At 72.7% G+C, this 10,743-nt stretch carries 11 protein-coding genes; 7 read left to right on the top strand and 4 right to left on the bottom strand.

What is annotated here, in order from left to right; translation table 11 throughout:
- From ACVMLK_RS17040 to ACVMLK_RS17030, 3 genes are all read right to left on the bottom strand, one after another.
- Window positions 1-360: thermonuclease family protein (locus tag ACVMLK_RS17040; protein WP_457487073.1), on the bottom strand; the 360-nt coding region annotated here is incomplete at its 3' end.
- Between the two features lie 174 nt (window positions 361-534).
- Window positions 535-2,025 (bottom strand): CHAD domain-containing protein, encoded by a 1,491-nt coding sequence (locus tag ACVMLK_RS17035; RefSeq protein WP_457487072.1) that lies wholly within the window; start codon window positions 2,023-2,025, stop codon window positions 535-537.
- Window positions 2,022-2,555 (bottom strand): SixA phosphatase family protein, encoded by a 534-nt coding sequence (locus tag ACVMLK_RS17030; RefSeq protein WP_198364673.1) that lies wholly within the window; start codon window positions 2,553-2,555, stop codon window positions 2,022-2,024. The genes ACVMLK_RS17035 and ACVMLK_RS17030 overlap by 4 nt, the downstream gene beginning before the upstream one ends.
- Window positions 2,556-2,663: 108 nt before the next feature.
- Here ACVMLK_RS17030 and ACVMLK_RS17025 point away from each other — a divergent pair, with 108 nt between their 5' ends.
- The 3 genes from ACVMLK_RS17025 to ACVMLK_RS17015 all read left to right on the top strand — a co-directional run bounded on the left by ACVMLK_RS17025 (window position 2,664) and on the right by ACVMLK_RS17015 (window position 6,749).
- Window positions 2,664-3,287: a DUF6134 family protein gene (locus tag ACVMLK_RS17025; protein ID WP_422924481.1), complete on the top strand. Its 624-nt coding sequence runs from the start codon at window positions 2,664-2,666 to the stop codon at window positions 3,285-3,287.
- Between the two features lie 147 nt (window positions 3,288-3,434).
- Window positions 3,435-5,123: an aspartate-alanine antiporter gene (aspT, locus tag ACVMLK_RS17020; protein WP_198364675.1), complete on the top strand. Its 1,689-nt coding sequence runs from the start codon at window positions 3,435-3,437 to the stop codon at window positions 5,121-5,123.
- Window positions 5,124-5,147: 24 nt separating this feature from the next.
- Complete coding sequence (locus ACVMLK_RS17015; protein WP_457487071.1) at window positions 5,148-6,749, top strand: bifunctional aspartate transaminase/aspartate 4-decarboxylase; 1,602 nt, start codon at window positions 5,148-5,150, stop codon at window positions 6,747-6,749.
- A 21-nt stretch (window positions 6,750-6,770) separates the two neighbouring features.
- Here the strand turns inward: ACVMLK_RS17015 and ACVMLK_RS17010 are convergent, their stop codons facing one another.
- Window positions 6,771-7,958 carry an alpha-hydroxy acid oxidase gene (locus tag ACVMLK_RS17010; protein WP_457487070.1) on the bottom strand — a complete coding sequence of 396 codons (1,188 nt, stop codon included), beginning with the start codon at window positions 7,956-7,958 and terminating at the stop codon, window positions 6,771-6,773.
- Between the two features lie 86 nt (window positions 7,959-8,044).
- Between ACVMLK_RS17010 and ACVMLK_RS17005 the strand changes: the two genes are divergently transcribed.
- The 4 genes from ACVMLK_RS17005 to ACVMLK_RS16990 all read left to right on the top strand — a co-directional run.
- On the top strand, window positions 8,045-8,842 hold the full coding sequence (locus tag ACVMLK_RS17005; RefSeq protein ID WP_457487069.1) for a FadR/GntR family transcriptional regulator: 798 nt from the start codon (window positions 8,045-8,047) through the stop codon (window positions 8,840-8,842).
- 115 nt (window positions 8,843-8,957) lie between these two features.
- Window positions 8,958-9,920, top strand: coding sequence for a tyrosine-type recombinase/integrase (locus tag ACVMLK_RS17000; RefSeq protein ID WP_198364679.1), 963 nt, complete (start codon window positions 8,958-8,960; stop codon window positions 9,918-9,920).
- Window positions 9,921-9,930: 10 nt separating this feature from the next.
- Window positions 9,931-10,503: a hypothetical protein gene (locus tag ACVMLK_RS16995; RefSeq protein ID WP_457487068.1), complete on the top strand. Its 573-nt coding sequence runs from the start codon at window positions 9,931-9,933 to the stop codon at window positions 10,501-10,503.
- Window positions 10,493-10,743 (top strand): hypothetical protein (locus ACVMLK_RS16990; RefSeq protein WP_457487067.1); only part of this gene is annotated, 251 nt, incomplete at its 3' end. The genes ACVMLK_RS16995 and ACVMLK_RS16990, both read left to right, overlap by 11 nt.

Genomic DNA, 10,743 nt, shown 5'->3' with positions numbered 1-10,743 from the left:
GGTGTCGGCCCCGTCCGCCGCCAGGGCCCAGCCGGCGGCGATCAGCGTCGCGTTGGCCTCAGCGCCGCCGGCCTGGCAGACACCCAGCGCCCGCCCGAAACGGTCGCTGCCCCGCACCTGGCACGACACGTCGCGGCCGCGCAGCAGGCGGGCGAGGGCCTCGGCGGCCGCGGCGCCGCAATCGAAGCCGATGCCGGCGGCCGTGCCGCAGCTTTCGCCCCGGGCCGGCGAGAGCACGCCCCGCAGCCGGAGGGCACGGTCGCCGAGGAGCAGCGTGTCGCCATCGACGATCCGCAGCCGGGCCGCCGTGGCCTGCCACTGCTGCTCGCGGGGCGCGGATCCCAGGAGATGGGCGGGCAAGCCAAGTCCGGCCAGCACGAGCATGGCCAGGGCGCCCCCGCAGGCGAGTAGCGCGCCGCGCCAGCGCCGGGGCTGGCGGGCGGGTCGGAAGAGGCGGCGGCGACGGGGCACGGGAGGAATCGTTAAACCACCGATAGGCGCTGTTTCAAGCGCCACACGCAGGCGTGGTCGTGTTCAGCCGCCCTGCCAGAAAGTGTCCTGCCGCTCGAAGCGGCGCCAGGCCTCCAGCGCCGCCGCCCGGCTGTCGCGGGCCGCGGCCAGGGCCCAGCCCTCCGCCAGGCCGCCGGCCCAGGCCGAAGCACCGCCGCCCTCGGCCAGCCCGGCGATCAGATGCCGTGCCGTTACGCTGTCATTCGACAGGCCCAGCGCCTCCTGGAGTTCCGAGAGCCGCTTGAGGAAGCGGCGCGCCGCCTTGCCGGGCCAGAGCGGGGCGAAGAGCTCCGCGGTGTAGCGCAGGCGCTTGGCCTCCAGCCGCAGCTCATGCAGCTCGGTGTCGGACAGGGTGTCGATGTGGCGGGCGCGCCGGATCATCTTCCGGCGGCGCCGGTGCAGCAGGTGGCGCGCCTCCGGCCGCAACGGCCGTGCCGGCGCGGCATCGCGCCAGGGCGGCAGCAGGGCGAGACGCGTGGCCTGCCACATCATCCGCCGGAAGGGCGCGTCCTCCAGCATCGTCCGCAGCCTGGCATAGGCGTCCAGGCGGCGGCCCTCGGCCACACGCAGCAGGCGGGCCCAGCGGCGATCCTGGCCCACCGCCCGGGACAGATCCGAGGCCAGGCCACGCAGGAACACGTCCATCTCCCGCGCGTCGCCGAGCGCGCGGGCGAAGTCGCGCAGGGCGGTGTCGAGCGCGCGCAATTCGGGCCCGTCCAGCAGGGGCCGGAAGGTCTTCAGGCAGGAGCGCAGCCGGCGGGCGGCGACGCGCGACTGATGCACCCCCTCCGGCCCGAGATCGGGGCGGCAGAGCGGCGCCTGCGCCAGGATGGCCTCGGCCAGATGGCCGATGGCGAGCGGCAGGGCGGCCTCGACGGTCTCCACCGCGCCCAGATCCGGCGCGCCGCGCCGTCGCGGCCGGGCCGGGCCGCCCCGGGCGAGGGCGAAGGCCTGCTCGTCCAGACTGGCGCCCGCCGGCAGCAGCGGGAGCGTTTCGGCCAGGGCCTCGACGAGGTCCAGCACCGCCGGCGCCGGCCCGGAGAAGGTCACGCCGCAGAAGGGCGCCTCGGGCGCGGTGGCGGTCGCGGCGCGCAGCCGGCCCTGGCGGAACCGCAGGGCGATGCCGCCCAGGCTGCCGCGCCCGGTGCGCCCGGCATAGCTGGCGCGGGGCAGGAGGATCGCGCCCTCCAGCGCATCCGGCACGGCCTCGGCGGGGAGGGGGTGGGGGGCACCGGCACTCAGGCCGGGGGCCGAGGGGCCTTCCGGCGGCATGAGGGGACAGAGGTCCCGCGGGCCCCGGAGGCTGGCGCGCAAGGCCAGGCCGGCCTCCGCCAGCCGGCCCTCGGCACTGTCCAGCCAGAGCCATTCCTCCGGCACGGTGCGGGGGCGCCGCAGCCCGGCCAGGGCGGGGTGCCGCCACAAGGCCGCCGCCTGCCCGGCCGGCAGCGTGGCCTCCAGGGTCAGGGAGGGCTGGGCCGGGGGGGAGGCGGGCGCCGGCGTCGGATCGCTGCTCATCCCGCCATCTCTGGAAGGTCGTTGGGAGCGACGAAGCGCACGAGCCGCCCGCCGCCCGCCTCCAGCAGCCGCCAGGGCGCGGCGATGGCGAACTCCGCCAGCGCGCCGGTCGGATATCCTCCCGCCAGCCGCTGCGTGCCGGGAGCCTTGCCCGCCATGCCGGCCGGACCCGCCAGGGCCAGCGCCAGGTCGTGCAGGCCGGGATTGTGGCCGATCAGCAGCAGGCTGCGCGCCGTCTCCGGTGCCTCCCGCAGGGTCTCCATCAGCCGGGGCCAGGGCGCCAGGTAGAGATCGTCCATCGGCTCGACCAGCGGGCTGTCCGGCAGCGGCGAGAGGGCCTCGAGCGTCTGCAGCGTGCGCCGCGCGGAGGAGACGAGCACGATGTCCGGCGCCAGGCCGAGTTCGCGCATCACGCCGGCCATGATGGTGGCGGCGCGTCTGCCCCGCGTGTTCAGGGGCCGGGCGTGGTCCGGCAGGCTTGGATCGTCCCAGGACGACTTCGCATGCCGCAGCAGGAGCAATTGCCGCATGCGGCCAGTTTGGCACGGCACGGCCCGTCTGTCTCGGGGGGGACGGAGGACAGGCTTCCGCTTTCCGCTGGCGGTCCCATCTCTGTCCGCGGGAACGAGGGGCGAAGCATGGCGACAGGGCGACGGATGAGCGGCGGATCGGTGGGCCGGCGGGGCCTTCTGGCGGCCCTGCTGGCGCTGCCCGGCCTTTCCGCCCGCGCCGCCATCCCGCCGGCGGGCTACCGCTTCCGGGTCCTGCGGGGCGACAGCGAGATCGGCACGCATCTCGTCCGCGCCGAGCCGGACGGCACCATCCGGACCGAGGTCGCCCTCGCGGTGACGATGCTCGGCATCACCGTCTACCGCCACGCGCATGACTATTCCGAGCGCTGGCAGGGCGAACGCCTGCTGGGCTTCGCCTCCCGGACGCTGCGGAATGGCCGGGAGACGCGGCTGCGGCTGGTGGCCACGGCGGAGGGCCTCGCCGGCGAGGGGCCGGAGGGCGCGCTGCGGCTGCCGGCGGAGGCCGCGCCACTGTCCTGGTGGGAACCCGGCCGCATGGGGCGGCCCCTGTTCAACGCCCATACCGGCCGCATGCTGGACGGCGCCCCCCGGCGCGACCAGCTCGGGGCGCTGATGCGGTGGCGCTGGCCGGAGGGCGACATGGCCGCGCTCTATGATGCCGCGGGACGCTGGGTCGGTTTCACCATGCGCGGCGATGACGGCAGCGCCATCCGCTACGAGGCGTTCTGATCCGGCCATCCTGCAATCGTGATGACGTCCTCGCGGGGGGAGGGCGCATTAAACCTCGGAGCGGACAGGGCCGGCGGATCGCGCTCCCCTTGTGATGCCCGACGCGGACAGCCCACCGGCTAGACAATTTCTCCTGGAAGCATCGGCATGGCGTCCTGGCTCCACGGCCTTCTGGCCCAGTCCCCCGAGATCGCCATCTTCCTTTCGCTGGCCGGCGGCTACTGGATCGGCAAGTTCCGCTTCGGCAAGTTCCAGCTCGGCGGCGTCGCCGGTTCGCTGTTGGTGGCGGTGCTGATCAGCCAACTCGGCGTGCATGTCGACAACGGCATCAAGGCGGTGCTCTTCGCGCTGTTCATCTACGCGGTGGGCTTCGAGAGCGGACCGCAGTTCTTCCGCTCCCTCGGCCGCCACTCGGTGCGGGAGATCATCCTGGCCGCGGTGCTGGCGATCAGCGGCCTCGTCACCGTCGTCATCCTGGCGCGGATCTTCGGGCTGGACAAAGGCATGGCGGCCGGACTCGCCGCCGGCGGGCTGACCCAGTCGGCGATCATCGGCACCGCCGGCGCGGCGATCGAGAAGCTGGGCCTCGCCGCCGATGAAACCCAGCGCCTGCAGGCCAATGTCGCCATCGGCTACGCCGTGACCTACATCTTCGGCTCCTTCGGCGCCATCCTGATCTGCGTCAACGCCCTCGAATGGCTGATGGGCCGCAGCATCCGCGACGACGCCATCAAGGCCGAAACCGCGTTGCTGGCGGGCGCGCCGGTCTATGGGCCGGGGGAGCAGCCCGCCATGCCGCCGCTCGTCGGGCGGCTCTATCGCATCGGCGCCTCGGCCGGGCGGAGCGTCGCCGAGCTGGAGGGCATGGCGGATGACACGGTGAGCGTCGAACGCGTGCGGCGCGGCAATGCCCTGATCGGCCTGCAGCCGGACCTGCGGCTGGAGAAGGACGACATCGTGCTGATCGTCGGACGGAGGCCCGGCGTGGTCAGCCTGGCATCGCAGGCGGGCGACGAGGTGCAATCGGCCGAGGGCATGGATGTCATCATGCTGACGCGGGACGTCGCCGTGGCGAACCGAGCGTTCATCGGCCATACGGTGGCGGAGATCCGCGGTCAGGTGGACGAGGCGGTGCGGCATGGTGTCTATGTCACCGGCCTGACGCGGGCCGGGAAGCCCGTTCCGGTGACGAAGGAGACGCGCGTCGAGGCGGGGGACGTGGCCACCCTCTATGGCTCCGCCAAGGATGTGGAACGGGCCGTGCAACTCGCCGGCACCGCCGTGGTGCCAAGCGACAAGACCGATTTCGTCTTCCACGGTCTCGGCCTCGTCGTCGGCCTGCTGATCGGCCTCCTGGTGCTGCGGATCGGCGCCGTGCCGCTGACGCTTGGCAGCGGCGGCGGCGCGCTGCTCTCGGGCCTCATCTTCGGCTGGTACCGCAGCCGGCACCTGGCCATCGGCAACATGCCCACCGCCGCCTCCACCCTGCTGCGCGACCTGGGCCTGGCCGGCTTCGTCGCCGTGGTCGGGCTGCAATCCGGGCTGCAGGCCGTCAGCACCATAGCCAGCAGCGGGCTCTCGATCTTTCTCCTGGGCGTCGTCGTCACCGTGGTGCCGCTGGTCGTCACCATGCTCGTCGGGCGCTACCTGCTCCGCTACGACAATGCGGCGATCTTCGCCGGCGCGCTGTCAGGGTCGCGCAGCGCCAATCCGGCCTTCGGCGAGGTGCTGGACAAGGCCGGCAACGCCATCCCGACCACGCCCTTCGCCATCACCTATGCCCTGGCCAATGTCTTCCTCACCCTTCTCGGGCCGCTCGTCGTCGCCTTCGCCTGAACCGCCAGCAAGGACAAGACGCCCATGACCGACTACAGCCAGTACGCCAAGCTCAGCCCGTTCGAGCTGAAGGACGAACTCATCCGGCTGGCCTCCGGGCGGGAGAACCGGCTGATGCTGAACGCCGGTCGCGGCAATCCGAACTTCCTGGCCACCCTGCCGCGGCGCGCCTTCTTCCGCCTCGGCCTCTTCGCGACGAACGAGGCGGAGCTTTCCTTCTCCTACATGCCGGATGGCGTCGGCGGCCTGCCGCAGCTGGAGGGGATCGAGGGCCGCTTCGAGCGCTTCACGGCCGAGCATCGCGACCAGCCGGGCGTGCTCTTCCTCAGCCGCGCGCTCAGCTATGTGCGCGACCAGCTCGGGCTTTCGGCCTCGGATTTCCTGCATGAGATGGTCGAGGGCGTTCTCGGCTGCAACTACCCGGTGCCGCCGCGCATGCTGCGCGTCAGCGAGGAGATCGTGCGCAACTACATCGTCAAGGAGATGGTCGGCGGCTATCTCTCGACAGGCGGCGTCGACCTCTTCGCCGTGGAGGGCGGCACCGCCGCCATGGCCTATGTCTTCCACACCCTGCAGCAGAACGGCCTGGTGCGGCGTGGCGACAAGGTGGCGATCGGCCTGCCGGTCTTCACGCCCTATATCGAGATCCCCGAACTCGCGGAGTACGGTCTCGAGGAGGTGGCGATCCACGCCGATCCCGCGCAGAACTGGCAGTATCCGGATTCCGAGCTGGAGAAGCTGAAGGACCCGGCGGTCAAGATCTTCTTCTGCGTCAACCCGAGCAATCCGCCTTCGGTGAAGATGGATGACCGCAGCCTGCAGACCGTGGCGCGCATCGTGGCGCAGGACCGGCCGGACCTCTTCATCCTGACCGATGACGTCTACGGCACCTTCGCCGATGACTTCCGCTCGCTCTTCGCGGTCTGCCCGCGCAACACCATGCTCGTCTATTCCTTCTCCAAGTACTTCGGCGCGACAGGCTGGCGGCTTGGCGTCATCGCCACGCATCGGGACAATGCGCTGGACGCGGCGCTGGCGGCCCTGCCGGAGGCCGAGAAGGCCGATCTCGTCGCGCGCTATTCCTCACTGGTGCCGGATGTCGCGGCACTCCGCTTCATCGACCGGCTCGTCGCCGACAGCCGCGCCGTGGCATTGAACCACACGGCCGGGCTCTCGACGCCGCAGCAGGTGCAGATGGTCCTCTTCTCGCTCTTCGCCCTGATGGATGAGAACGAGGGCTACAAGGCGCAGCTCAAGAAGCTGATCCGCCGCCGCGAGGCGACGCTCTACCGCGAGCTGGGGATGCCGCCGCAATCCGATCCGAACGAGGTGGGCTACTACACCCTGCTCGATCTGGAGCGTATCGCGCGGCACCTCTATGGTGAGGAGTTCGCCGCCTGGATCAAGGAGAAGGCCGGTGCCGGGGACATGCTGTTCCGCATCGCCGACCAGACGGGCATCGTGCTGCTGCCCGGACGCGGCTTCGGCGCCGACCAGCCGGCCGGTCGCGTCTCCCTCGCCAATCTCAACGAATACGAGTATGCGCGGATCGGGCGTGCCCTGCGCGGCATGGCGGAGGAGTACCACGCCGCCTTCGAGAAGGAGAAGGGCGCGCCTCCGGGCTGAAGGCGCGCCGCCGCGGCCGGTTCAGGCGTGCTCCAGCCGCGATCCGGCCGGCCGCACCACATCGCCATGGCGCGCCGCGTGCAGCACCTCCGGCGTGACGTCGCGGACATCCCGGGTGCCGGTCAGCGCCATGCTGACATCCAGCTCCTTGCGGATGATCTGCAGGGCCTGCGTCACGCCCGCCTCGCCACCCGCCGCCAGGCCATAGAGCCAGGCCTTGCCGATCATGCAGCCCCTGGCGCCGAGCGCCAGCGCCTTCAGCACGTCCTGGCCCGAGCGCACGCCGCCGTCGAAGAGGATCTCGGTCTTGTCGCCCACCGCCTCGGCGATCGCCGGCAGCACGGAGATCGAGGAGGGCGCGCCGTCGAGCTGCCGTCCACCGTGGTTGGAGACGACGATGGCATCCGCCCCGGTATCGGCGGCGATCCGCGCGTCATCGATGTCCAGCACGCCCTTCAGGATGAGCTTCCCCGGCCAGATGCTGCGGATCCAGGCGACGTCCTTCCAGGACAGCGAGGGATCGAACTGCCCGGCGATCCAGTGCGACAGGGTGGCCAGGCCCTCCTTCGCACCCGGCGCCTCGGTCAGGTTGCCGAAGGTCTTGCGCCGGCCGCGCAGCACCTTGAGCGCCCAGGATGGCTTCGTCATGACGTCGAGCGCGTTCCGCAGCGTCAGCTTGGGCGGCACGGCCAGGCCGTTCTTGATGTCGTTGTGCCGCTGGCCCTGGATCTGCAGGTCGAGCGTCAGCACCAGCGCCGAGCAGTTCGCGGCGATGGCGCGCTCCACCAGGGAGCGGCTGAAGCCCCGGTCGCGCATGACGTAGAGCTGGAACCAGAAGGGCAGCTTGGTCGCCTCCCAGACATCCTCGATCGAGCAGATCGACATGGTCGAGAGGGTGAAGGGGATGCCGAAGGCATGCGCCGCGCGGCGGCCGAGGATCTCGCCATCGGCGTGGAACAGCCCGGTCAGCCCGGTCGGCGCGATGGCCACCGGCATGGAGACCGGCTCGCCCAGCATGGTCGAGGCCAGGTTGCGCTCGGAGACATCGATCATGACCCGCTGGCGCAGCTTCAGCGCCGCCAGATCCTCGCGGTTGGCGCGGTAGGTCGCCTCGTCGTAGGAGCCGCGGTCGGCGTAGTCGAAGATGGCGCGCGGGATGCGGCGGCGGGCGATCCGGCGCAGATCCTCGATATTGGTGACGGTCGGCATGGCGCATCCTTCGGCGGCGGGTCGGTGGCCGGCATTGTCACCCGCACCGCGCTCTTGGTAAAGTCTTTTGACCAGGAGGAGGGAGCATGCCCGACCCGACCCGACCGCCGCCCATCCGGCCACAGCCGATCCGACCACAGCCCCTGGCCGGCGCCGTGGCCAGCCATCTGGAGACGCTGATCCTGGAGGGCGTGCTGCGTCCCGGCGAGCGCCTGGCACCGGAGCGCGAGCTGGCGGAGGCCCTCGGCGTCTCGCGCCCTTCGCTGCGCGAGGCGCTGGCGCAGCTGGAGAACAGGGGCCTGCTGACCGGCTCGCGCGCCGGCACGCAGGTGGCGGATTTCCTGGCGCCGCTGAGCGGACCCCTGGCCACGCTCTTCGGCCAGAGCCCGCGGATCGCCCGGGACTATTTCGAGTATCGCAGGCTGATGGAGCCGGAGGCGGCGGCCCTGGCGGCGCGGCGCATTACGGACCCCGAGCGCGTGGCGCTGCGCGAGGCCCTGGCCGCGATGGAGGCGGCGCACCGGCGCGCCGTGCCGACGGAGGAGGCGGAGGCCGATCTGCGGCTGCACCGGCTGTTGCACGAGGCCAGCCACAACCTGGTGCTGCTGCATGTCCTGCGCGTCCTGGCCGATCTGCTGCGGCGGGGCATCCTGGTCAGCCACGAGCAGTACTGGCGGCGCGACGATCTGCGCGGCGCGATCCTGGCGCAGCATCTGGGGATCGGGGAGGCGGTGCTGGCCGGAGACGCGGCGGCGGCGGCGGAGGCCATGCGCGGCCATATCGACTTCACCGAATCGGCCTTCCAGGCCTTCCGCGCCGGTGAGGAGAGGCTGGCGGAGAGCCTTCGCATGCGCGATCGGCGCGGGCTGGTGGCGGAGGATTAGCCAAGGCCGCCACCGCTTTGTTCCGGCGCCGGCTGACCCTACACTGCGAGACCGCGTCATCGGTCGGGCGGAGGTGGGGGATATGGCGGAACGACGGCCGGGTGGAGCGGACGTGATGGACGAGGCCACCGCGCGGCTGCTGGCCGGGCCGGTCGGCGAGGCCATGGCCGAGGCGGCCCGCTATGCCGGGCAGGCCCTCTCCGCCAACACCCTCCGGGCCTATGCCAGCGACTGGCGCGCCTTCCAGGCCTGGTGCGAGGCCGGCGGCGCTCGCGCCCTGCCGGCGGCGCCGGTGGTGGTGGCCGGCCATCTCGCCAGCCTGGCCGGCCGCGTCGGGCGCAGCGCGCTCTGGCGTCGGCTGGCCGCGATCGGTCACATGCACCGCCAGGCCGGCGAGCCCTGGGATCAGCGGCATCCGGCCATCCGCGCCACGCTGCGCGGCATCCTCGGCCAGCATGGCGTGGCGGCGCGGCCGGCGGCGGCGCTGACCTCGGCCGAGGTGAAGCGCCTGCTGAACGCCTGCGGCACCGACATGGCGGGCCTGCGCGACCGGGCGCTGCTGCTGGTCGGTTTCGCCGGCGCGCTGCGCCGCTCCGAGATCACCGGCATCGACCGCGAGCATCTTCGCTTCACCGCCGAGGGCATGACGGTCGGGATTCCACGCGCCAAGGGGGACCAGGAAGGCGAGGGGGCGCGCGTCGGCATCCCGCGCGGGCTCAACCCGCTCACCTGCCCGGTGCGGGCAATGGAGACCTGGCTGCAGCGGGCGCGCATCGAATGGGGGGCGGTGTTTCCCAGCCTGACGCGGGGCGGGCGGCCGCGCGGCCGGCTGAGGCCCGCCGGGGTCTGGTTCATCCTGCGCCGCCGGGCCGAGCGCGCCGGACTGGCCGTGGATGCCGCCGAGCGCCTGTCGCCGCACGGGCTGCGCGCCGGCTGCATCACCGAGGCCTATCTGCGCGGCGCGCTGGACGAGCAGGTGATGCACCATGCCCGGCAGAAGAGCATCGCCACCACCCAGGCCTATCGCCGCCGCGCCCGCATCACCCGCGACAGCCCCGCCCGCCTGCTCGACCTGTGAGGGCCGCCGCATGATCCCGGAGCGGACCGACTGGCTGCGCCACAGCCTCACCGTCATCGGCGCCACGGCGGAGGTGGCGCGGTTCCGTGCCGCGGCGGCAGGGCCGGGGATCATTCCCTGGCGGCGCGACCTGGCGCGGCTGGAGGAGGAATGGTTCCTCGGCCTGGCCGCGCCGCTGGAGGGCGAGCGGGCCATCAGCCTGCGGGGAGCGCGGCTGCTGGCGCGCCGGCTGCGCGACGCCGTGGCCCTGCACGAGGCCCAGGCGCAGGCGCGCGCCATGGCGGAGGATCGTGCCTGTCCCTTCGACCTGCACCGCCTTCTGCCGGTGCCGGCGTCGCTGCTGGCTCTCGGCCCGGACGAGGCGGAGAGCCGGGACTGGCTCTGGCGGCACTGGGGCACCGGCCGCGCCGTGCGGCAGGTGCACGAACTGCCCGTGACGCGGGACCGCCGGTTGCGGCGGACGGACCGTTGGGTCGTGGCCTTCTGGTCGGCCGACTGGTCGCCCTGGCCGGCCCTGCTGCGGCTGCGGCGCGGCTGGCCGGCCCTGCGCCTCGATCTGGCGCCGCATTACGATGACGGCTGACACCGCCCCGCCGCCCGCCATGCCCTGGACGGAGGAGGCGGATCCGGCGGAGCGGCCGGAGCTTCTCACCGAGCTGGGGCGGCTGCCGCTGCTGCCGCTGCTGGAGGCGCTGGCCTCGGCCCTGGCGGCGCGGCGAGCGCCGCTGGAACGCCAGGGCGACTGGGTGTTGCTGGCGAGCGAGCTGGTGCTGCTGCGGTCGCGGCCTCCGCCACCCCGTCGGGCCGGCGGGGCGGCGGAGGC

It is taken from the genome of Teichococcus aerofrigidensis (assembly GCF_054073225.1).
Note: the sequence above shows the minus strand (reverse complement) of the source record. Positions and strands in the feature narration are given on the sequence as shown.

Coding starts and splice junctions, on each gene's coding strand:
- ACVMLK_RS17030 (WP_198364673.1), bottom strand. CDS start 2,555: ATGCGGCAATTGCTCCTGCTGCGGCATGCGAAGTCGTCCTGGGACGAT.
- ACVMLK_RS16995 (WP_457487068.1), top strand. CDS start 9,931: ATGATCCCGGAGCGGACCGACTGGCTGCGCCACAGCCTCACCGTCATC.
- ACVMLK_RS17025 (WP_422924481.1), top strand. CDS start 2,664: ATGGCGACAGGGCGACGGATGAGCGGCGGATCGGTGGGCCGGCGGGGC.
- ACVMLK_RS17010 (WP_457487070.1), bottom strand. CDS start 7,958: ATGCCGACCGTCACCAATATCGAGGATCTGCGCCGGATCGCCCGCCGC.
- ACVMLK_RS17015 (WP_457487071.1), top strand. CDS start 5,148: ATGACCGACTACAGCCAGTACGCCAAGCTCAGCCCGTTCGAGCTGAAG.
- ACVMLK_RS17000 (WP_198364679.1), top strand. CDS start 8,958: ATGGACGAGGCCACCGCGCGGCTGCTGGCCGGGCCGGTCGGCGAGGCC.
- ACVMLK_RS17005 (WP_457487069.1), top strand. CDS start 8,045: ATGCCCGACCCGACCCGACCGCCGCCCATCCGGCCACAGCCGATCCGA.
- ACVMLK_RS17035 (WP_457487072.1), bottom strand. CDS start 2,025: ATGAGCAGCGATCCGACGCCGGCGCCCGCCTCCCCCCCGGCCCAGCCC.
- aspT (WP_198364675.1), top strand. CDS start 3,435: ATGGCGTCCTGGCTCCACGGCCTTCTGGCCCAGTCCCCCGAGATCGCC.